The sequence below is a fragment of the Mesorhizobium sp. RCAM 06353 genome (assembly GCF_059683585.1).
The window spans coordinates 6,838,079-6,860,014 of record NZ_CM185031.1; the positions used below are offsets into that span (position 1 = coordinate 6,838,079).

Genomic DNA, 21,936 nt, shown 5'->3' on the forward strand with positions numbered 1-21,936 from the left:
TGGATTGACCCGCGAGGAGGGATCAGCGTGTCAGAACGTCTCGACATAGGCCCACTGCAACTTGGGGAAACGGCGCCCAATTTTGTGCTCGACGCGATTACCCGCGAGGGCAAGATCGCCATCGACGATTTCCGAGGCGAGAAACCAGTGCTTGTTGGGTTGTATCGAGGTCTCCATTGTCCTTTTTGCAGGCGTCATATCGCGACGGTTTCGCTGCTCACCCCAGCCCTCAAAGAGAAGGGCATCGAAAGCCTGACGGTGGTCAACACGCCCATCGAGCGGGCGCGCCTCTATCTGCGGTACCATCCGATGCTCGGTCTACTCGCGGCGTCCGATCCGGAGCGGACTTCACACCGCGCCTTTGGATTGCCGAATATGCGGATCACCGAAAACGAGAGCGCATGGCCGCAAAAGGTTTCGATGACCGATGTGAAGTCGATGCGGGTCGACTTGCCGGGCGAGATGCCGGAGCCGATGGACCCGTTTGCGGCGCTCGAATATCTGAACAAGAAGGACAGCTACGATATCACAGAAGCGGATCAACAGATGATGGCCACCGGCATTGGGCAGCTCGTCGGCCAGTTCTTGCTGGACCGCGATGGCGTCGTTCGCTGGACTTCCAATGAAGTGCTCGATGGCGGCCTATTCAGCGCCCCGAACACCGAGGAGCTGATGTCGGCAGCGTCGCAAATAGCAAGGTAAGGAGCAGCTTCGGTAGTGGACTAGGCCCAGGATTACGCGAAGTTGGCGGCCGTCGCCTGTCCGCTTCAGGTGATAAGAAATTTCGGATCAACGTCCGAAATGAGGCGCAAAGCGGTCATCTCGTCTGGATTAACAAGGATCACTCGTGGACGTTCTCAGGACAGATTCAAAGCGCTCCATCTTCAGACGGCGCATTGGATAACTCCTGTTTGCCGCTGTTCTGGTGGCTGCGGCGCAGCGAAGCTGAGGCACAAGCCGCCAGTGGAGAGGGTGAAGCGTTGGAGCTAGTGGAGCGGTACCGCCGAGGAGATGGGAGCAACTTCAAGGAAGGAAGACAACGAACCTCAAAACGACGCCCACCACTGCCAGACAAAATGCTGAAAGCATGTCGAACTAGTTGGCAACCCAAAGACTTTTGAGTTCGTGTCCGACAGCCCAATGGGCGGATGCGTCGGTGTCAGTGCACCTGGACTCGTAAGGGTCGCGAACCATCTGGAATTCGCCGTCCATAACCGCGCCAAATAGGAAGCACTCGTCCTTGTACTGCCCGCGTTCTGCGCTTGCCATCTTGACAGTTGCCTTCACGACGATGCCGTCAAGGTTCCGGCCCTTCCAGTTGACGGTGCCATAGTTCTGGATCTCAGAGGCCACGTCCGTGGGCTTCCAGTTGTCGTGTGAAAGGCCGGCAGTCCACTTTGCAAAGTCAGGGAACAGGGTCTCGATATCGATCCCGGAAGACGGGCTGGCCTTATCCGCCGGGCCCAGGACGGTCCGCTTTAGGCCATCCGAAAAGAGGTTCAGAAGTGCGGTCGCGGCCGGCCCGTTCTTCTGGCGCAGATCAGCCTGGCGGGCTGCCCTCGAGTTTCTTTCGTCAGCCTCGCGCTGGGCCGCGATCTTCTTTTCCTCGTCGGCTGCCACGCGCTTCGCCTCCGCGGCTTTGGTAGCTTCCTGCTTGGCCGCATTCAGCTTGGCCGCGGCAGCGTCAGCATCGTTATTACCGAGCCATACCGGGGCGAAGGCAAACTGTACGCCGTCGCGCGCGAGCGCTTGCGAGGTCGCCTTCAGGTCGGCGGCCGATGCATAAAGTACGCGGCATTGTTCGTGCCGCACGTCCTCATACGCCTTGTCGATCGACGGGTAGGAGACGGTGCTCCCCGACATGCCTGCGAAATCAGCTATCTTGCTGATGGTCGCCTCGTGCACGGCTGCGTTGCCGTCAACGACGGTGCAGATCCGGTCGGACGAACTCGCCAACAGGATGCCTCCATATCCCTCACGCGTTCCGGACGACACCTCTTCTGCGACCTTCAAGGCCAGCGCCTGGTCCGAATCCATGCGGGCCTTGATGTTTTCGAAGCGGATAGGATCGAACACACGAATCGTCTTGGCCTCCATCGCCTCGAGATAGGCCGCCTGAAGCGTTGGCGGGGCCTCTAGGAAGGTCTTTCGCTGAACAAGGAAGAGATCGGCGCCTTCGAGGTCGTTTGCCCCACAGTCCGAACTGACGTTTATCGCCTTGCCGCCCATCGGATCGATGGCCTCGAGGAGTGCCCTGTCCAAGGCTGGCGTCCTCTTTAGTCCGAGCAGGCAGATCCACGCCTGGCTCTTCGTCAGGGAGAACTGGCCGGATATCGTGCGCAGCACTGAAGGCGCCTTGGGGCCTGCGTTGTAGAGAACCACGACGTCCTCCAACGGGCCGCTAAGAAGCGCCTTGTTCAGGACGGTGACCGCATAAGCCGCGCTGTTGCCGCCTTGGGAGGAATCATTTCCGGACTGGCCGCCATCGGTCTTGCTCGTATCCAGTTCTTCCGCCAGAGCCTGCCTTGCGATCATTGCCCGCACGCCCTCTCGTGCATCGGCCAGCGTGTCCAGGTCGTTGGTGTCGGAAACTTCGTCGAGCGCCTTAACTTCCTGGACGACCTCGGGCAGTTTGGGCGAAGTCAGGTGACTGCTCATCCAGTGCTTGAGGGCCTGTCGGTCGGCCTGGAGCTCAGCGAAGATTTCAGCCTTCTGCTTTTCGATCGCCTGGGCGCGTTCCTTGTCCCGCGATGCCGAAAAATCGGGATACCCGGGCACTGCCATGAGTAGGTTGGTCAGCCGGAGCGCCGAACTGTTCAAGGGATCGGTGGAACCGGTCTGGACTTGCGCGTTCAACGCGGCGGCCTGCCCGGCGATATCGACGAGGTTCGAAGTCTGAGGATTCAACTTCAGGAATGTCTCGGCATCGGAGAGCAGCGCCGTCGCGGCGGCTCTCGCCGCCTTCAGCTTGCGGGCCTGTGCCTTGTCGTAGGAGGCCTTGTCGGCAAAGCCCTTCTGCTTGGCGTCTCGGTATGCGGCAGGGTCGGAAAACCCTGACGCGCGATAAGCAACTAGCTCCGTTCTGGTCTGGATGCCAAGCTGGACAGCCGCTCGATACTCGTTGGCTGCCGTGAATTCGCCCGTCTGTGCCCGATGATATTCATCGCTGCTGCGAAAGCCGCCTGAGACGGCGGCATCGTAGTCGCGCTGCGTGAGGAAGCCCATGCTTTTTGCCTGGGTGAACGCGCTCGCAGATGTAAAGCCGCCAGACCTGGCGTCGCTGAAACTCTGCGCATCGGTGTAGCCAAGCGCCAAGGCATCGTTTCGCTCTTGGTCGCTGTGGAAACCGTCGCCTGCGTTACGTTCGATTTCCGTCAGGCTGTATTCTGTCAGCAACTCACTTGGCTGCACGTCGAAACGCGAAAGGTAGGCCCTGAAGGCCTTAACTGTCGTTGGCCCGATTAGGCCGTCAACAGGGCCAGAATATAGGCCTAGCTTAGACATCGCTGCCTGGAGCCTCTGAACGACCCTCAAATAGTTGGATTGCGTCGCGAAATCGAACGAGGCTCCCCTCTGGTAGGACATCCAGACTAACCCGTCCAACCCGTTCCCGCGCGAGAGAAACGAATCCTGAGGGATGATGCGCAGTTCCTTAAGCGCGGTCAGATTCGCCTTCGCCTTGTCCTGGTAAAGCGTCCCGGCGACAACAGCAAAAACCCCGTTTCTGCTATGTGCTACCAGCGTTGGCCCCAGTGTCGGCGCATAGGACTGTGCAAGGGCTATGGCTTCTCCTTCACTAGGCCGGCTCGATACGACGAGCCAAAATGCATTCGACTGCGGAGGCCTGAACCCCATCGGCCGTGTCATTTGCTGGCCATTCTGGATGATCTGGATAAAATCTGAGAGCGATGAGGCCAAGCTTATAGCCGGCAAAAAAGCGGCCGCCAAACAAGCAGCAACGCCCACACTCCACACGCGACGCATTGTAATCCCCTACACAACCCCAGAAGCCATATTCACGAATCCTAGGGAGTGCGCAAGCAGTACCGACCGCGTTGACTCTTTATGCTTACCAGGCGATCGCGACGATAGGTGTGCGCCCTCGTTTGCTTGTCGAGGGCGAAATGCCTTCTAGTTCCTGTGATGCGGCCGGCGTCCAGTTCGTTAAACCGGTCGAAGCGCATTTTTGAAATCAGCAGTATCGCGGACGCCGGAAGACGCGATTTTCCGAGATCACATCGTGACTGGGAGACGCTACTGGCCCGGTTCGACGTCAACCGTCCGGCCTTTAGCCACCCTCAGAACGCTTTGCCTTGGCGAAGCCCCGATCCGTCGCCATGAACCGCTCCAACATCGCGACGATCAGGCGCGGCGCATCGGCGGGTCGTTGCCCCGCGTCGCGGCCGAGGATTTCGGCGTAAGCGGTCAGGTCACGATGCAATGCCGCGGGGAGTTCCACCATGACCTTGACGGGCTTGTCGTCGGCGATTGGTCCCAGTTTCAGCATTGCCATTTTCAGCCTCCGTAAGGTTCAAGCACGAGGTCGCGCGTGACGATGACGCGCACCGGGTATCCCGGTCGGATGGTGAGTGTCGGCGCTATGTTGAGCTGTCGCTCTACGATCTGCTGGCCTGTCTGGCTGATGCTGTCGGAAGCACCCTGGCGCAGGGCGCGCATGATGTCGCTCTCCTGGCCCGATGAGCCTGCCTGCGCCCCGATGCTTAGAACCGTGGAGAGTGCCGCAGCCTTGAACAGCTCGCCCCAATGATAATCGACGCCATCCTCGACGCCAGCATAACCCTCGGCGTCCGCGCCAGGTTCACGCTCCAGGACGACGGAGCGGCCGTCAGGAAAAATCAGCCTGGCCCAGACCAGCAGCACGCGACGCTGGCCAAAGCCGACACCATTGTCATACTGGCCGATGAGGCGCGTCCCCTGCGGAATGAGAAGGATGTGTCCAGTGGGGCTGTCATAGACGTTCTCCGTCACCTGCGCGGTAATCTGGCCCGGCAGGTCGGAGCGAATGCCGGTGATGAGGGCGGCTGCAATGACGGCGCCGGCCTGCAGGACGTTTTTCGATACCGGCGCCGTGACGCGATCAGGTGAGACGGTTCGCTTGTCCGGCGGCTGATCAAGGAATGCGCGCTGACGGTCTTGCGCCGAGGGCGTCGCTGGCTGCGGCGCAAGGCCAAGGTTGGAGAGGTCGGTCTGTGGTGGGGCGCCTGTCATCGGCTGAGCGGCAGTCGCCTCACCCGCAGGCCGCGTTTGCGTGGACGCGAACAGGCGCGCGGTTCTCGCCGCTTCCAGTTCCTGCTCCCGGCGCTGCCCCTCCGGGTCCGGGCCGATGGGGCCCGTTGACAGCGAGGGGCCGCCATTCTGTGCGGCGAGGATCGGGCGACCGAGATCGCCGGGAAGCGGCGGGCCAAGCTTGGGAACGCCCGCATAGTCCTTCGGCAGGCCGGCGAGCCCATCGGGCGTCGATCGATTGTCGGTCGAATAAAGCTCCTGACCCTCGCCTTGTTGACGGTTCTGAAGCGCGTAAATCAGCGCACCGCCGACTGCGAGGCTTGCGGCAAGCCCCAATCCGGCCAAGGCCTTGCGGGACAAACGCGTTACGCGCGGCGGCCCGGCGCGCAGCCGCATGGCCGCCGCCGGGTCGCCGGTCAACGGCAGGGAACCATTATCGGCCGGGGCCTGCGGCCACGCGTCCTCCACCGGCCCCCGGCCCTCTTCCTTGCCGGGATCCAATCTGTCGCTCATGATGGCGCCCCTCCGCTGTCTGTTCGCAGGTTCGTGGCTCGAGGGGTCTCACCAGGGCCACGCATCCATGAAAATCGACTGCTCCCCACCCCATCGGTGCGGGAGATGCGGATGCGCTGCTGGTTCTTGCCTGCGCCGAACCGCAACTCGGCGGCGGCAAACAGCCGGTCAACGATCATGTAGTTGCCGCGCACGCGATAGTTCACAAGCTCGGACGTGTCGCCTTCCGGCCCGACCACGAAGAGTGGCGGCATCTCGCCCTGACCGATCCCGCGCGGGAACTCGATGAAAACCTGCCTGCCATCGTCGAAGGCGCGCAACGGCCGCCACGGTGCGCGATCGCCTGTCACCTCGTAGCGGAAATTGACGCGAGACAGATCGATGCCTGTCGAGACCGGCTGCGCAGCTTCGGCCAGCTGGTTCTGACGGCGCAAGGCGATCAGCTGGTCCTGGGGGTATTGCCAGGAAACCGATGCCATATAGGTCGACGGCGTCGAGCGCAGTTCCATGTGATAGGTGCGCCGATCGGTGTTGATGACGAGATTGGTTGTCAGCTCCGCCCTCGTCGGCTTGACGAGGATGTGGACTTGCTTGTTCCCTCCAAGACCGCTCTCGGTATCGCCGATGATCCAGCGCACAGTGTCGCCAGCGGCGACGGGACCGGAGCCGACGAGTTGTTCGCCGGATTGCAGGGCAATGTCGGTGATCTGTCCCGGCGAGGCATAGACCTGATAGAGCGCGCCATCGACGAAGGGATAGACCTGCATCGAGTTGATGAAGCCGTTGCGGACAGGCTGGACGCGCGCGGCGGCGTTGGCGAGATTCACGCGCGCCGTCGGATCGGTCGGTTCCGGCTCAAATTTTGCTTCCTTGCCGACCGGCTTCAACTGACCGGGAAGCGGCAGTGGCTTTGATAGCTCGACCACCTTGACGGGCGGAGGCGGATCGATGGCCTGCACGGCCGGGACCGGATCGTCATAGGAAATCTCCGGCGGCTTCTGCCTGGTGGCACAGCCTGCAAGCGCCGACGTGCAAAGCAGAAGTGCTGGAATGGCCATCTTGCGGAAAGCCGGCATTGCGTGGATGAGGAAAGTCGGACACCCGCAGTGGGCGGCCTTGAAGAGTGCGGGCGTCATTGTCCAAGCTCCTTCGACCAGTTGATGGCGTTGATGTAGATGCCAAGCGGGTTCTTCCTCAGCGTGTCGGCGTCGCGCGGGGGCTGGACGACAATGGTGAGAATGGCGGACCAGCGATCCGTGGACGCGAGTGAGCCATCCTGATAGCGGCGTTCGACCCAGGCGGTGCGGAAGCTCACTGGGGATGCGCGGATGACCGACGACACGTCGACGGCGACCTGCTGTTTGCCGACCTTGGTGAACGGGTCGTTGCCGCGCGCATAGTCGTTGAGCGCCAACGCCCCGTCTTGTGTCGTGAAGTCATAGGCGCGCAGCCAGTTCTGCCGCAGGATGATCGGATCGGCGGGGATCGACCTCACCTGTTCGATGAAGTGCGCCAGGTAGAAGGCAACCTGCGGATCGTTGGGCTGATAGTCGGCGACCGCCGGCGCCACAGCCTGCGCCTGGCCGAGACGATCGACCTGCACCACCCAGGGCACGATCGAACCATTGGCGGACTGCCAGATGAGTGCGGTGGAGACCCCCGCAGCGAGCGCCAGGCAACCGAAGGCCATGGTGCGCCAATTGCGCGCCTGCACGCGAGCCGAACCGATGCGCTCGTCCCAGACCTGGGCAGCGCGTTGATAGGGCGTCTCGGGTTGTGGGGATCTGCCGTAATGCGTGGACGGTCGTTTGAACATGCTCAGTCACTTTCAGAGAGGTTGATCGAGGAGCCGCCGCCATGGCTGTCACCACTGCGAACGGCGTGAGCGGCGGCCTGGACGCCATGGGTCATCTGTTGCGAGCGCTTCATGCGCTTCGCCCAGGCGGGCTGACTTTCGGTGGCGGAGGACGCGACGGGAGCGGAGCCGGCCTCGCCAGTGTTCGCGCCGATTGTGCCGGCGGTGGATGATCCGCCCGTCGTCTCGAAGGCAGCGCGAGCGCCAGACTGGAAGTTGTGCTTCATGCTGCTTGCACCATGATTGGCGGCGCGCTTGAGCGGTGAGATGGCACCCTGGGCGCCGGCGCTGATGACACCGCCGAGCCCGGACGCGACGCTGGAAAAGCCTGACTGTCCGGCTGCGCCGAGGCCGTAGGCGGTGGATGCCCTGCCCGCAATCGCGGCTCCGCCACGGGTTGCACTCGCAGCACCGCCGGCAACAGCCGTACCACCCGCCATGACGGCGCCCCCGGCCGCGGCGCCCACTGCTGCCATGCCGCCGGCGGCAAGCCCGGTGCCGACCGCCGCACCCGCGCCAAGCTGAGGACCGCCGGAGACGAGACCATTGGCAATGCCCGGTCCAAAGATGCCAAGGCCAAGCAGCGACAGCGCGGCCAGCACGATCGCCATGGCATCGTCGATCGACGGCGTGTTGCCGCTGAAGCCTGCGGTGAACTCGGAAAAGAGTGTCGAGCCGATGCCGATGATGACGGCGAGCACCAGCACCTTGATCCCGGACGAGATGACGTTGCCGAGCACCCGCTCGGCCATGAAGGCGGATTTGCCGAACAGACCGAAGGGTATCAGCACGAACCCGGCGAGCGTCGTCAGCTTGAACTCGATCAGGGTGACGAAAAGCTGGATCGCCAGGATGAAGAAGGCGAGCAGCACCAGCGCCCAGGCGAAGAACATGCAGGCGATCTGGATGAAGTTCTCGAAGAAGGACCAATAGCCCATCAGGTTCGAGATCGAGTCCAGCAACGGCCGGCCTGCGTCGAGCCCGGTCTGCGCCACCTTGCCCGGGCGCATGAGATCGTTGACGGCAAAACCGGTACCCGAAGCCTTCAGGCCAAGCCCGGCGAAACTTTCGAAGACGATGCGGGCGAGATTGTTCCAGTTGGAGATGAGATAGGCGAAGACGCCGACGAACAGCGTCTTCTTGACGAGGCGCGCCATGATGTCGTCGTCCGCCCCCCAGGACCAGAAGAGCGCCGCCAACGTCACGTCTATGACGATCAGGGTCGTGGCGATGAAGCCGACCTCGCCGCCGAGCAGCCCGAAGCCGCCGTCGATGTAGCGCGTGAAGACTTCGAGGAAATGGTCGATGACGCCCATGCCACCCATGTCAGCGGACCTCCGGCCGGGGCGGCTCGACCTGCATCGCGGGAGCGGTCACATCCCTCCGCTCCCCTTCTTTCCGGTCGGTTGACGCCGCTAGATTTGGAAACAGCGTTGTCAGCGCTACCGGACCGGTCGCCGTGACCCGCTGACCGAGAAACCGGCGCCGGCTTTCTGCCCACGCTTTCAGACAGCCGGGATCGCGAGGACCGGCCTCGCCGATCCCGGAACAGCGGCGCAATGCGGCCGCGAGTGGGTCTTGTGAGGCTAAGGGACGGTCCGGCGTCGAAGGGGCGTCAGGCTCATCGTCCCTGCTGCTCATCTCGAGCGCGGTCCCTGTCAAAGCGACCGCGATGAAGATGACCGCGCCGATGCAAGCGAATATCTTGCCGTCCATCGCGCCGGCCTCAATTCTTGCCATAGAACATCTGCGCACTGCCGGGCTGGTAGCCCGAGCCCTGCGTCAGGAAGCGGCGGCGCTGCTCGCGGCCCTGTTCGGCGGCGGTGGCCTGTTCGGCCGATTGCAAAGCCTGCGCCCGACCGTTTGCGGCAACGACTGCGGTGAGATCGGCGAGTTGCTGCGCCTGAAGCGCGAGGAGCTGGTTGCCGGCCTGTGTTGCCTGAAGCGCTCCGGTCGCACCCTGGCTCTGGCCGACCAGCGCCGACATCTCACTGCGGTTGGTGTCGATATTGCCGACGACGCCCGCCTGCACCCGCATGGCATCCTGAAGGCCACCAACCGTGTTGCCCCAGCGCGAGCGCGCGTCGGCGACGAGTTGCTGGTCCGAGGCCGACAGCGAGACGTTGCCGTATTTCTGCTGGAAGGCCTGATCGATCTGCTGGACGTCATATGCAATGTTCTGCGCCTGCCTGAGCAATTGCTGCGTGCGCTGCACGGACTGCTGGAGTTGCTGCAGCGAGGAGAACGGCAGGCTTGCGAGATTGCGCGCCTGGTTGATGAGCATCTGCGCCTGGTTCTGAAGCGAGGTGATCTGGTTGGTGATCTGCTCGAGCGAGCGCGCCGCTGTCAGGACGTTCTGCGTATAATTGGAGGGATCGAAGACGATGATGGCGTGCGCGGGCGTCGCCACCATCGGTACGAGTGCGACGGGCGTGGCCAGCAGCGCGGCGGCGAACCGAACGGAACGATGCGGTTTCATGGGAATTTCTCCTTGTTGGTGAGGGCGGGGCTGGTCAGGGCGGGAACGAGTTCAGCGGCCCAGCCGACGCCACGGTGGCTGAGCCAGGCAGCGAGGAAGCCGTCGCGGCCGTGCTCAGTGATGATGCGGGCGATCGCGGCCTGGTCGGCCTTTGCGGATACAGCGCAAAGCGCGAGCGCCACCTCCGACAGCCCAAGCTCGAACAGCCGGTTGCCGCGACGGGACTGGCAGTAATAGTCGCGCTTCGGCATCGCCCGTGCGATGATCTCGATCTGCCGATCGTTGAGGCCGAAGCGGCGATAGATTGCCGTGATCTGCGGCTCGATGGCGCGCTCGTTGGGCAGGAGAAGCCGGGTGTGGCAGCTCTCGATAATCGCGGGCGCGATCGCCGAGCCATCGATGTCGCTGAGCGACTGCGTGGCGAAGATGACGCTGGCGTTCTTCTTGCGGAGCGTCTTCAGCCATTCGCGGAGCTGGCCGGCAAAACCGTCATCGTCAAGCGCAAGCCAGCCTTCGTCGATGATGAGGAGGGTTGGCGAGCCATCGAGCCGGTCTTCGATGCGATGGAAGAGATAGGAAAGGACCGCGGGCGCAGCACCCGTTCCGATCAGCCCTTCGGTTTCGAATGCCTGGACCGACGCGGATCCGAGATGTTCGCGCTCGGCATCGAGCAACCGCCCGTAGGGACCGCCGACGCAATAGGGGCGCAATGCCTGCTTGAGATCATTTGACTGCAGCAGCACGACCAGACCGGTGATCGTGCGCTCCTCGACAGGGGCGGAGGCCAGCGAGGTCAATGTTGTCCAGAGATGCTCCTTGACCTGAGGCGTGATCGTCACCCCCTCGCGGACCAGGATCGCCACGATCCAGTCGGCGGCCCAGGCGCGCTCGGGGACTTGATGAACACGCGCGAACGGCTGAAGGCTGACGCTGTCGATCGCTTCGTCGCTGAGATCGCCGCCGAGATCATGCCAGTCGCCGCCCATGGCGAGTGCCGCGGTTCGGATCGAACCGCCGAAATCAAAGGCGAAAACCTGCGAGCCTGCATAGCGGCGGAACTGCAGCGCCATCAGCGCCAAGAGCACGGACTTGCCCGCGCCGGTCGGTCCGACGATCAGCGTATGGCCGACGTCGCCGACATGAAGCGAAAGCCGGAACGGGGTCGAGCCTTCGGTCTTGCCGAAGAGCAGAGCGGGCGCTGCAAAATGCTCGTCGCGCACCTCGCCCGCCCACACCGCGGAAAGCGGGATGATGTGGGCGAGATTAAGCGTGGAGATGGGTGGTTGACGGACGTTGGCGTAGACATGACCCGGCAGGCTGCCGAGCCAGGCGTCGACGGCATTGATGGTTTCGATGATGGCTGTGAAATCGCGACCCTGGATGACCTTCTCGACCAGGCGCAGTTTCTCGTCGGCGGTGCGGGGATCCTCGTCCCAAACCGTCACCGTCGCGGTGACATAGGCCATGCCCGCATGGTCGGCGCCGAGTTCCTGCAGCGCCATGTCGGCATCGGCGGCCTTGTTTGCGGCGTCGGTGTCCACGAGGACGGAAGCCTCGTTGGTCATCACCTCCTTGAGGATCGCGGCGACCGATTTGCGCTTGGCGAACCATTGACGCCGGATCTTTGTCAGCAGCCTGGTCGCATCGTTCTTGTCGAGCAGGATCGCGCGGGTCGACCAGCGATACTGGAAGGCCAGCCGGTTCAGTTCGTCGAGCAGACCCGGCGTGGTCACGGTCGGGAAACCCGTGAGCGTGAGAACGCGCAGATGCGATGCACCAAGCCGCGGCTCGAGCCCGCCGGTCAGCGGCTGGTCGGCCAGCATGGCGTCGAGATACATCGGCGTTTCGGGAACGCGGACACGGTGGCGATTGGTCGAGACGCAGCCATGCAGAAAGGTCAGCGTCTCGGCCTCATCGAGCCAGCGGCACTCCGGCATGAAGGCTTCGACAAGACGCAGGACGCGGTCGCTGCGGTCAGTGAATCCGGTCAGCACCTCATTGGGGTCGAGGCCCTTCTTCTCGCGGCCTTCGTAAAGCCAGCTTTCCGCGCGCGCCGTGTCTTGCGCGGGCGCAAGATAGGTGAGCGTCAGGAAGTAGCTGGACTCAAAATGGGCACCAGCCTCCTCGAAGCCAGCCTTTCGCTCGGCATCGACGAGCGTCGAGGCTGCATCGGGAAAGCTGCTGTCGGGATAGAGGGTCGAGGCATGGCGTTGCGCCTCCACGAAGATCGCCCAGCCGGAGCCGAGGCGGCGCAAGGCATTGTTGAGCCGGCCGGCGACGGCGACCAGTTCGGCCGGGACGGCGCTGTCGAGATCTGGACCGCGAAAACGCGCGGTCCGCTGGAAGCTGCCATCCTTGTTGAGGACGACGCCGGCGCCGACCAATGCCGCCCAGGGCAGGAAGTCGGCGAGCCGGCTGCTACGATTGCGATATTCGGCAAGGTTCATCATCGGCGCGACCTCGCTTAGACAGTGAGATGCGCCGGGATGCGCAGATGCCGGCGAACGACGTCGACGAAGAGCGGATCGCGCTTGGCGGCCCAGACGGCGGCAACATGGCCGATCGCCCAGATCGCGATGCCGACGAGCCAGAGCCGCAGCCCCAGTCCCACCGCGCCGGCGAGCGTCCCGTTCATGATGGCAATCGCACGAGGCGCGCCGCCGAGCAGGATCGGCTCGGTCAGCGCCCGGTGCACGGCGACCGCATAACCCGGCACTGCATAATCCGGCATCGCAAAATCCGGCATGGGGCCGGCTTGTTCGACAGCGCCCACCATCAGACCAGCGCCCCGCCGCCGAACGAGAAGAACGAGAGGAAGAAGCTCGACGCCGCGAAGGCGATGGACAGGCCGAACACGATCTGGATGAGCCGGCGAAAGCCCCCCGACGTGTCGCCGAAGGCGAGTGTCAGGCCCGTGACGATGATGATGATCACCGCCATGATCTTCGAGACCGGACCTTCGATCGACTGCAGGATCTGTTGCAGCGGCTGTTCCCACGGCATCGACGAACCGGAGGCATACGCGGGCGCGGCCAGGAAGAGCGCGGCAACCGAAACGGTCATGGCGAGACGATGGCGCGCAAGGCGCAGGCGTTGGATCACGGATTTTCTCCTTCGTGGCTTTGGATGAGCAAGGTCAGGCTGTCGTCGCCCTCCATGACGGCTGGCGCGATCTGGTAATCTCCGTCCTGGCGAAGGCCATCGACACGGGCGAGTTCAGACAGCCGGCGCGCGGCGCCGCGGCCGGAAAGGACGGCAACCAGGTCGATCGTCTCGGCGATCAGCGCGCGCGGAACCGTGACGACGGCTTCCTGGATGAGTTGCTCCATCCGCAGGAGCGCGCCGATGGCGCTGCCGGCGTGGATCGTGCCGAGGCCGCCGGGGTGGCCGGTGCCCCAGGCCTTGAGCAGTTCGAGCGCCTCGGCGCCGCGCACCTCCCCCACCGGAATGCGGTCGGGGCGCAGGCGCAGTGACGAGCGGACGAGATCGGAGAGCGACGCGACACCGTCTTTGGTCCGCATCGCCACGAGATTGCGCGCAGCGCATTGCAGCTCGCGCGTATCCTCGATGATGACGACGCGATCGGAAGTCTTGGCCACTTCGGCCAGCAACGCGTTAATCAGCGTGGTCTTGCCGGTGGAGGTGCCGCCAGCAACCAGGATGTTTGCGCGGGTGGCAACGCCCAACCGAAGAGCGTCCGCCTGCGACACCGACATGATCCCGGTCGCGACATAGTTTTCGAGAGTGAAGACGGCGACGGCAGGCTTGCGGATCGCGAAGGCGGGCGCTGCGACGACGGGAGGAAGCAGCCCCTCGAACCGCTCCCCCGTCTCGGGCAGTTCGGCCGAGACGCGTGGGGCGCCGGCATGGACTTCGGCACCGACATGATGAGCGACCAGCCGAACGATGCGCTCGCCGTCCGCGGCCGACAACCGCTCACCTGTGTCGGACAGGCCCTCCGACAGGCGATCGATCCACAGACGTCCATCGGGGTTGAGCATCACTTCGACGATGCCCGCATCGTCGAGATAGCGCGCGATCGCAGGTCCAAGTGCGGTACGCAGCATGCGTGCTCCGCGCGCCAGACCTTCTGAATTGTGATGCGAAGCTGCCATCTTGTCCCCGTTTCGACCGGGGGAACGTGGACGGCCCCAGGACGGGGATGATTAAGAGAGCCGTATCTCGAGTGGATTCAACACCTATATCGAGGCGTAGTAGCGTGGCGTACAAATACAGGCGATCGGCGGCGCGGCCCGGCGGCGACCAATGAGTGGTTGCGTAAGATCTGTCCCAACGCAGCCACGCGGCGTGGCTCGGAGGCTCTTCAAGATTGGTCGGCTAGCCGAGAGTGCCTGTCGCAGGGCAGTCGTCTTCTTGCACTCTATGCGACGGTCTAGGCCGACTTCATACGAGAACGCGTATATTTTTCAACTATACGCGATACCGTATATTTCTCTGATATACGCGACTACGTATATTGACTGCATATACGCGATCACGTATATCACCTCTGGAGGCTCATAATGACCGACCTGATCGCTCGCAACGAGAAGCAACTTGGCGCCATCCTGCGTCGCGCCCGCCGCCAGGCAGGCCTTACGCAAGGAGCGATCGGCAATCGGATCCACCTGCGCCAGGGCACGGTGTCGCGCCTCGAAGCAGGCGAGCCCGCGGTCCAACTGCGTACATTGATGGCGGCCCTCGCCGCACTTGATCTTGAACTCGTCGTTCGTCCCCGAAGCAAAGGCAGTCCTGCCGACATCGAGGATCTGTTTTGATGACACGGCGCGCCGCCCTCGCGCCGCTCAATGTTTTCCTGAACGGCCGCCATGTGGGCGTTCTGCGCCGGCAATCGACCGGCGCGATAGACTTTCAATACGCCCGCGAATGGCTGGACTGGCAAAGCACCTTCCCGATCTCGCTTTCGCTTCCTTTGCGCGAAGACCGCTATATCGGCGCGCCTGTAATCAACGTCTTTGACAATTTGCTTCCTGACAGCGACGCCATCCGCAAGCGCGTTGCCGAACGCGTTGGCGCGGGCGGTACCGACGCCTACAGCATGCTCGCAGCCCTTGGCCATGACTGCGTTGGCGCCCTTCAGTTCCTGCCCGATGGCATCGATCCCGGCGCTCCAGGCGGGACCGATGGCAAGCCGGTCAGCAACGAGGACATTGCCGGGATAATCAAGAACCTTGCCGCCGCGCCTCTCGGCCTTGGTGAGGACGAGGATTTCCGCATTTCGATTGCTGGCGCCCAGGAAAAGACGGCGCTGCTGCGCAAGGACGGGGGCTGGTTCAAGCCGGTTGGCACGGCGGCAACCACCCATATCCTGAAACCGCAGATCGGGCGGATGCCGAACGGCATCGATCTCTCCGACAGCGTTGAGAACGAGTATCTGTGCCTTAAGCTGCTCGAGGCGTTCGGCGTCCCCGCTGCCCAGGCGGAGATAGGTGATTTTGGGGAACGCCGCACACTGATCGTAGAGCGTTTCGACCGGCTGTGGACGCGCGACGGCCGTCTCCTGCGCCTGCCGCAGGAGGATATGTGCCAGGCGCTGTCGGTGCCGCCGACGCGCAAATACCAGTCCGATGGCGGTCCTGGCATGGCTGATATTATCGAGCTTCTGAAGGGCAGTGACACGCCAGAAGAGGACATCGCCGTCTTTTTGCGCGCCTGCGTTTTATTCTGGCTGATTGGCGCCACCGACGGTCACGCCAAGAATTTCAGCATCTTTCTCGGTCCCGGCGGGCGGTTCCGCATTACGCCCCTTTACGACGTCCTCACCGCACAACCCAGCCTTGATGCCGGACAGATTCCGCGCAAAAAATTCAAACTGGCGATGTCGGTCGGCAACAGCCGGCACTATTCAGTCCATGAGATCATGCCTCGCCACTTCATGCAGACCGCTGACATCGCCGGCGTGGGGACACCCGTCACGCTCAGAATTTTCGAAGACATCGCTGCGAACGCGCAAAGGCAGGCGGAGACGGTGTTCTCCTCATTGCAGCGTGGCTTCCCCGAACGGCTCCTCGACTCAGTCAGGGCGGCGATCGGCAAGCGCGCGATTCTTCTCGCTGAGGCAGATTGACCATGGTCACAGGGTCGGCGAAGAAGCGCTCGTGACGGCCGATCATCATTGTCGGCCACAACCCGCCAGCCCTGTCGCGGCATCGCCAGCAGCGGCGCCTATCGTCGCCATCACCGCGGTCGACGTGGCCAGTCCGCCCTTATCGCACCCCACTTTCGTCCGACGGAATGATATCCTCCGAAATCTCCTGACGGAGCTTCGGTCCTCTCGCCAGCCGACGCCCGAGCGCGGTGACGAAGGCATCGTAGCGCTCGCCGGCCTTGGCGTGGGCAGCCTGCGCCGCAGGCTCTGGCAATGCTGGTGTGGTCGCCAGCCAGAAGCGGACGAAAACGGCGAGCGTCTCCACCGCGATTCCAACATCGCGCTCCTGGCGCGCGATACGGCGATCGAGCTGATCGAGCCGCTTGGTGATCGCCGCCTCCTGCCGCTCGGCGGCATCGGGTGAGAGGAACGATTCGATGGCCGCCTCCGCGACGAGCGACAGAGAAAAATCACGGCGCGCCGCATGTTCGGCCAGCCTGCTCATGACCTTCGGATCGAGATAGACGGACAGGCGTCGTTTGCGGGGTGGCTTTGCCATGGAGCCCTCACAAATCCACGCCGTCGCCGGGGTCGAGCGACGCCTGCCGGGCAATGCCTTGCATGAGGCGCGTCAGTCGACGGTTGCGGGCAACATTGTCCTCGACGTCGTCTTGGTGATCGATCTCGAATTCGTTCTCGGTCGAAGGCTTCACGACCAACTCGACGCGACTGAGCTCAGGTTGCCGACGACGTTCGGAATCAGTTTGGTCCTCATCCGCGGCCGACGGCGCCGACATGGCTTCGGCAATCCGGGGACGGGAAGGCAGAGGCAGGCTGGTCCAGTCGTCATGTCTTCCCTCCACTGCCGCCACCAACGCCGGAGGCGGCAGGATACGTTCCAGGAAGCGAGCATCCTCATGATAGCGCGCCTTTTTGGCGCGGATGGGTGGCGCACCCGAGACCATGACAATCTCGTCGGTGGCCGGCAGTTGCATCACTTCACCAGGCGTGAGCAGCGGACGAGCGGTCTCGGAGCGGGAGACCATGAGATGACCGAGCCACGGCGACAGCCGGTGGCCGGCATAGTTCCTCATGGCCCTCATCTCGGTCGCGGTTCCCAGAGCGTCGGACACCCGCTTGGCGGTGCGCTCGTCGTTGGTGGCAAAGCTTACCCGGACGTGGCAGTTGTCCAGGATTGAGTTGTTGGCGCCGTATGCCCTCTCGATCTGATTGAGGGATTGAGCGATCAGGAAGCTTTTCAGGCCGTAGCCGGCCATGAAGGCGAGTGCCGATTCGAAGAAGTCGAGACGGCCGAGCGCCGGGAATTCGTCGAGCATCAGGAGCAGCCGGTGCCCTCGCGCCCTCACCTGAAGATCTTCGGTCAGGCGGCGGCCGATCTGATTGAGGATCAGGCGAATGAGCGGCTTGGTCCGGTTGATGTCGGACGGCGGCACAACGAGGTAGAGCGTCGTCGGACGCTTGTCGTCGACAAGATCGGTGATACGCCAGTCGCAGCGGCGCGTGACCTCGGCCACGACAGGATCGCGATAGAGGCCAAGGAACGACATGGCGGTGGAGAGCACGCCGGAGCGTTCGTTGTCGGATTTGTTTAAGAGCTCTCGGGCGGCGCTGGCGATGACCGGGTGGGGACCGGCTTCACCCAGATGCGCCGTTTTCATCATCGCCGACAGCGTCGATTCGATCGGACGTTTCGGATCGGAGAGGAAGCCGGCAACGCCGGCGAGTGTCTTGTCCTGCTCTGCGTAGAGGACATGCAGGATTGCGCCGACCAAAAGAGCGTGGCTGGTTTTCTCCCAATGGTTTCGCCTTTCGAGCGAGCCTTCTGGATCGACGAGAATGTCTGCGATGTTTTGAACGTCGCGGACTTCCCATTCGCCACGGCGCACCTCGAGCAGTGGATTGTAGGATGAGGATTTCGGGTTGGTGGGATCAAACAGCAGGACCCGGCCATGCCTGGCGCGAAAGCCCGCGGTGAGCTGCCAGTTCTCGCCCTTGATGTCGTGGACGACGGCTGAGCTCGGCCAGGTCAGCAGCGACGGGACGACAAGGCCGACGCCTTTGCCCGAACGTGTGGGCGCAAAGCACAGTACGTGCTCCGGTCCGTTGTGGCGCAGATAAGCACCGTCATATCGCCCAAGCACCACGCCATCGGAGCCGAGAAGGCCGGTTGCCTTGACCTCCTGCTTGTCGGCCCAGCGGGCGGAGCCGTAGGTCTCGACCTTCTTGGCCTCGCGCGCCCGCCAGACTGACATGCCTATGGCGACGGCGACGCAGGCAAAACCGCCGGAAGCCGCGATAAAGGCACCCTCGACGAAGATCGACGGTGCGTAGGCATCGAAGCCATACCACCACCAGAAGAAGGACGGCGGAAGGTAAAACGGAAAGCCCAGGACCCGAAACCACGGCCTGCCGAGCTCGGGCTGGAACGCCAGGCGCCAGGCCACCCACTCCGTGGCGCCCCAGGTTGTGAAAAGTACGATCGCGACGACCGCGAGAATCTGGCCCCAAAGTATCTTGGTGGCGGACATAGAAACGGTCCTTTCTTCCCTATGAGATTAGAGGCCGAGCCCACGCTTGCGGCCAAAACTCCAGTCAATGCCGTCGTCATTGCGAGCGACGCCAGAGACGTGGCGACCAAGATGTTTTTCGAGAGATGGCGTCCAAGGCACCAGTTGGAAGCCGAGGCCGTCATCGATCATGGCGAAGCGGCCGGACGCCAGCGTGAAGCGCTGCCGGTAGGAACCGGTGACGAACTCGCCGCCGCGGGCGCGGTTGAAGGGCTGGCCGGTTTCGGCGCAGAGCTTTTCGCCGAGCGCCTCCAACTCGCGTCGACGCAGCGTGTCTATCAGGTTGCGCGTGAAGCTGATGCGTTGGCCGTGTCGCTCGCCAAGGCCCTGTTCGACGAGATGGTCGGCGCGGCGTTGCATCGCCTGCCGCACCTCGGCGCCGAAGCCCCCGTCCGAAAGCGCAGTCGGCTCGCGGGCAATATTTTGACGGTCAAGCCAGGTTGCGCCGGCGGCGGTAATCTGCCGCTCAATATCGAGATCGGAACGGACAGCGAGTGCTGCGCGCGCATGCCCCTGCGTGTCATTGAACTTGCGCAGTTCGACGATTGAACCCGGAGCGCTGTCTCCGGCGGCGTCGAGGTCGAACAGCTTGATGTGATGTGTGCGGCCGTCGGTGCCATCGACCACGGCGTAGGCGCTGCCCTTCAACTCATCATCGAGACCGCGGTCGACCAGCCGACCCACGATCGGCGTCTCGATGCGCTCCGCCGCAAGCACATAGGTCGCCGAGCCGCGCTCGATGCCCTGTTCTGCCAGAGCGCGGTGCATCCGCTTGATGATGTCACCGCGCTCGCCAAGCTCGCGCAGCGTCGCCTCGGCCTTGTCGTCGATCATCCATTGGCCCGGGCGGACCTGTTCGGCAAGGCCAAGGGTTTCAAGCTTGCGCACCCGCCCGACCTTCAGCACGTGATAGTCGTCGGGCTGAGCGTTCGCCAGGGACGCAAGATCGACAACGCCTGTGTCGCGGCCATCGCGAACAAGTTGCCGGTCAAGCTGCGTCCAGCGTTCGGCTTCGACCTGGCGCTGCAGATTGCGGCGAATGTCGAGGTCAGTGCGCGGGCCAAGTTCCTGGGTAACGAGATCGGCCGCGCGGGCGCGCATTCCCTCCTTGATGTAATCGCGCGAGATTACGAGATCCTGCCCGTCATCGGTTTGGCCGCGCAGGATGATGTGAAGGTGCGGATTGTCGGTGTTCCAGTGATCGACGCCGGCCCAATCGAGCTTCGTGCCGAGGTCTTTTTCCATCTGCCCCATCAGATCGCGGGCGAAGGATTTGAGGTCCGCCATGTCGACGGCATCTTCGGGCGAGACGATGAAACGGAAGTGGTGCCTATCATCGCCACACCGCGTGGCGAAAGCACCGCCATCCACCTCCCCTGCTTCCTGCCCGAACAGCCTCGCCTTCTCCCCGTCACGGGTGACGCCGTCGCGGCGAAGATAGGTGAGATGGGCGGCGAGTGGAGCGGAGCGCGTGTGATGGCGCACCAGCCGTGTCTTGATGATCACGGTTCGCGAGCGGCCGGTGAGAAGGCGGTTGGCACGCACGCTCGCCGCGCGGCCGCGCCCGAAGGTCGAGCGATTGCCCGGAGTGATCCGGCCGGAGCGTGAGACACGGGCGCCGGCCTTCTGCGCGGCGGCAAGCGCCTGCGCGATGAAGGGCCTGGCGCGCTGGGCACCGGACGAGCGGATACCGCCAGGGCGGATGCGGAAACCATCCTCGCTGGTCATGGCGAAGGCCGCGCACATCGTGCCAAGGCACGAAAATCACAGGCAAATCGGTGTTCTGGCGCGGTGCGCCGCTGGCTAGCACCTCGCGGAAATCCTAGATAACCTCTTGAAACAACACGACCGATCGACGCCGCACCTCGCGGCCTTTTATCTCGCCATCTTCCGGTTGTTCTGCCCGCCTTCCGCCTCCATCCACGCCACGGTGCGCTGGAGCTTGCGGTTGCACGAAAACGCCCATAACTGCTCATGGCTGGATCCCTTCGCCCGCTCGCGCCACAAAGAGGTCCGCGGACAGCCGCGTGATAGCGACGACCTCGCGCACGGAGGATGCAGAGCTGGCGTCATTTTGCGGGCGCTCGTCCGTGACGGAAGCGACAGCTTTTTTGCGCTCTGGCTGCCTTGCGAACAGCGGAGCTTGGCTCCATTGAATGGCCTCGACAGACGTAACGGCGAAAGGGCGCATACCCTCGCTTTGACCGATGAGGGGGGCGAGCGTCGCGACATAGGCGCGTGTCTCGGCCGGTAACGGACGCCCGGCGAGGTAGGCTTCGTAGCGTGCAGGTCCCGCGTTGTAGGCGGCCAGAAACCCCGGCAAGCCGAAGCGATCGCGCAGTTCGCGCAGATACGCGGCTCCCGCCAAGATGTTGTCCCGGGGATCGAACGGATCATGGCCGAGCAACCAGCGGGCGCGCAGATAATCCCAGGTGCCGGGCATGATCTGCATCAAGCCGCGGGCGCCTGCGCTGGAGACAGCGCGCACATCGCCCGCACTCTCCTTGCGCATGATGGCGCGTATCAGCGCGGACGGAATGCCGAAGCGCTGCGAGGCTTCGCTGATGTGCGCGGCGAACGGATCGCGCTGCGACGGTAGCGCGATGGCCAAGTCCTGCGCCAATGTCGCCGCCGGCATGACGGTCGCGACGGAGAGGCCGCAAAGGAGGAAGAGAGCCATGCGCCGGGCGGCGCGAAGCGGCCCGGGCGCACTGCGAAGGCTCGTCGACGGGGGGCGAGCGCGCATCGTTCACTCCTTCTCGCTGCGCTCGCGCGGGCGCGACCAGTGCAGCGACCAGGACGTCTTGTCGTCGCCGTTGCGGAAGAGGTTCGCGCGTATCGGCTGCGCGAAGGTTGGGTCATCAAGCTGGATCGAGACATAGTCTCCGGCCTTCTCGCTGGAGCGTCTCCAACCGGCGCCAATCTCGGGGCCGTCCTCGTTGCCGGCGTGAACACGGTAGTCAGGCGCATTCTCAGTATCGCTCGCCTCTGCCGCCACGATGGCGATATCGAGGTTGAGGGCGAGCGTGTGGATGCGCCCGCTGTAGCCAGTCTTCTGGCGCGTGAACTCTCCGATTTGTTGCATGTCAGGCTCCTGTCTTGGAGTGGTGCGGTGATGAGGTTGGCGGCACGACGCGCGCCGCCG

General features: G+C 63.5%; 20 protein-coding genes. 3 read left to right on the forward strand and 17 right to left on the reverse strand.

Annotated elements, in window-relative coordinates; all coding sequences use genetic code 11:
- Window positions 1-27 precede the first annotated feature (27 nt).
- The gene (locus AC56QX_RS32960; protein WP_497112723.1) at window positions 28-702 is read left to right on the forward strand and encodes a peroxiredoxin-like family protein; all 675 of its coding nucleotides are present in this window, start codon (window positions 28-30) and stop codon (window positions 700-702) included.
- Window positions 703-1,095: 393 nt separating this feature from the next.
- Here the strand turns inward: AC56QX_RS32960 and AC56QX_RS32965 are convergent, their stop codons facing one another.
- The 12 genes from AC56QX_RS32965 to trbB all read right to left on the reverse strand — a co-directional run bounded on the left by AC56QX_RS32965 (window position 1,096) and on the right by trbB (window position 14,209).
- Complete coding sequence (locus tag AC56QX_RS32965) at window positions 1,096-3,918, reverse strand: peptidoglycan-binding domain-containing protein (protein WP_497112724.1); 2,823 nt, start codon at window positions 3,916-3,918, stop codon at window positions 1,096-1,098.
- 370 nt (window positions 3,919-4,288) lie between these two features.
- The gene (locus AC56QX_RS32970) at window positions 4,289-4,513 is read right to left on the reverse strand and encodes a DUF2274 domain-containing protein (protein WP_497112726.1); all 225 of its coding nucleotides are present in this window, start codon (window positions 4,511-4,513) and stop codon (window positions 4,289-4,291) included.
- Window positions 4,514-4,515: 2 nt separating this feature from the next.
- The gene (locus tag AC56QX_RS32975) at window positions 4,516-5,760 is read right to left on the reverse strand and encodes a TraB/TrbI/VirB10 family type IV secretion system protein (protein ID WP_497112728.1); all 1,245 of its coding nucleotides are present in this window, start codon (window positions 5,758-5,760) and stop codon (window positions 4,516-4,518) included.
- Window positions 5,757-6,896, reverse strand: coding sequence for a P-type conjugative transfer protein TrbG (trbG, locus tag AC56QX_RS32980; RefSeq protein ID WP_497112730.1), 1,140 nt, complete (start codon window positions 6,894-6,896; stop codon window positions 5,757-5,759). Before trbG ends, AC56QX_RS32975 begins: the two co-directional genes overlap by 4 nt.
- Window positions 6,893-7,576 carry a conjugal transfer protein TrbF gene (gene trbF, locus AC56QX_RS32985; protein ID WP_497112732.1) on the reverse strand — a complete coding sequence of 228 codons (684 nt, stop codon included), beginning with the start codon at window positions 7,574-7,576 and terminating at the stop codon, window positions 6,893-6,895. Before trbF ends, trbG begins: the two co-directional genes overlap by 4 nt.
- A gap of 2 nt (window positions 7,577-7,578) precedes the next feature.
- Window positions 7,579-8,940: a P-type conjugative transfer protein TrbL gene (gene trbL, locus AC56QX_RS32990; protein WP_497112734.1), complete on the reverse strand. Its 1,362-nt coding sequence runs from the start codon at window positions 8,938-8,940 to the stop codon at window positions 7,579-7,581.
- Between the two features lies 1 nt (window position 8,941).
- A complete protein-coding gene (gene trbK-alt, locus AC56QX_RS32995) occupies window positions 8,942-9,331 on the reverse strand; it encodes a putative entry exclusion protein TrbK-alt (RefSeq protein WP_497112736.1) in 390 nt (129 codons plus the stop codon).
- A gap of 10 nt (window positions 9,332-9,341) precedes the next feature.
- Entirely contained in the window at window positions 9,342-10,094 is a 753-nt protein-coding gene (gene trbJ / locus AC56QX_RS33000) for a P-type conjugative transfer protein TrbJ (RefSeq protein WP_497112738.1), read from the reverse strand.
- Window positions 10,091-12,544 carry a conjugal transfer protein TrbE gene (gene trbE, locus AC56QX_RS33005; protein WP_497112739.1) on the reverse strand — a complete coding sequence of 818 codons (2,454 nt, stop codon included), beginning with the start codon at window positions 12,542-12,544 and terminating at the stop codon, window positions 10,091-10,093. The genes trbJ and trbE overlap by 4 nt, the downstream gene beginning before the upstream one ends.
- A gap of 14 nt (window positions 12,545-12,558) precedes the next feature.
- Window positions 12,559-12,825 (reverse strand): VirB3 family type IV secretion system protein, encoded by a 267-nt coding sequence (locus AC56QX_RS33010; RefSeq protein WP_497112740.1) that lies wholly within the window; start codon window positions 12,823-12,825, stop codon window positions 12,559-12,561.
- Between the two features lie 44 nt (window positions 12,826-12,869).
- Entirely contained in the window at window positions 12,870-13,157 is a 288-nt protein-coding gene (locus AC56QX_RS33015; protein WP_497118022.1) for a TrbC/VirB2 family type IV secretion system protein, read from the reverse strand.
- Window positions 13,158-13,192: 35 nt separating this feature from the next.
- Window positions 13,193-14,209, reverse strand: coding sequence for a P-type conjugative transfer ATPase TrbB (trbB, locus tag AC56QX_RS33020; protein WP_497112742.1), 1,017 nt, complete (start codon window positions 14,207-14,209; stop codon window positions 13,193-13,195).
- 408 nt (window positions 14,210-14,617) lie between these two features.
- Between trbB and AC56QX_RS33025 the strand changes: the two genes are divergently transcribed.
- Window positions 14,618-14,872, forward strand: coding sequence for a helix-turn-helix domain-containing protein (locus AC56QX_RS33025; RefSeq protein WP_497112743.1), 255 nt, complete (start codon window positions 14,618-14,620; stop codon window positions 14,870-14,872).
- Window positions 14,872-16,182, forward strand: a complete 1,311-nt coding sequence (locus tag AC56QX_RS33030; protein WP_497112744.1) for a type II toxin-antitoxin system HipA family toxin — start codon at window positions 14,872-14,874, stop codon at window positions 16,180-16,182. Before AC56QX_RS33025 ends, AC56QX_RS33030 begins: the two co-directional genes overlap by 1 nt.
- Before the next feature lie 139 nt (window positions 16,183-16,321).
- On the opposite strand, the gene AC56QX_RS33035 is transcribed toward AC56QX_RS33030, so the two are convergent.
- The 5 genes from AC56QX_RS33035 to AC56QX_RS33055 form a co-directional block, all read right to left on the reverse strand.
- Window positions 16,322-16,762 (reverse strand): CopG family transcriptional regulator, encoded by a 441-nt coding sequence (locus AC56QX_RS33035; protein WP_497112745.1) that lies wholly within the window; start codon window positions 16,760-16,762, stop codon window positions 16,322-16,324.
- A gap of 7 nt (window positions 16,763-16,769) precedes the next feature.
- A complete protein-coding gene (locus tag AC56QX_RS33040) occupies window positions 16,770-18,752 on the reverse strand; it encodes a conjugal transfer protein TraG (RefSeq protein ID WP_497112746.1) in 1,983 nt (660 codons plus the stop codon).
- Between the two features lie 27 nt (window positions 18,753-18,779).
- Entirely contained in the window at window positions 18,780-20,519 is a 1,740-nt protein-coding gene (locus AC56QX_RS33045) for a relaxase/mobilization nuclease domain-containing protein (RefSeq protein WP_497112748.1), read from the reverse strand.
- A gap of 244 nt (window positions 20,520-20,763) precedes the next feature.
- The gene (locus AC56QX_RS33050) at window positions 20,764-21,471 is read right to left on the reverse strand and encodes a lytic transglycosylase domain-containing protein (RefSeq protein WP_497112750.1); all 708 of its coding nucleotides are present in this window, start codon (window positions 21,469-21,471) and stop codon (window positions 20,764-20,766) included.
- A gap of 69 nt (window positions 21,472-21,540) precedes the next feature.
- A complete protein-coding gene (locus AC56QX_RS33055) occupies window positions 21,541-21,876 on the reverse strand; it encodes a DUF736 domain-containing protein (protein WP_497112751.1) in 336 nt (111 codons plus the stop codon).
- Window positions 21,877-21,936: the final 60 nt, after the last annotated feature.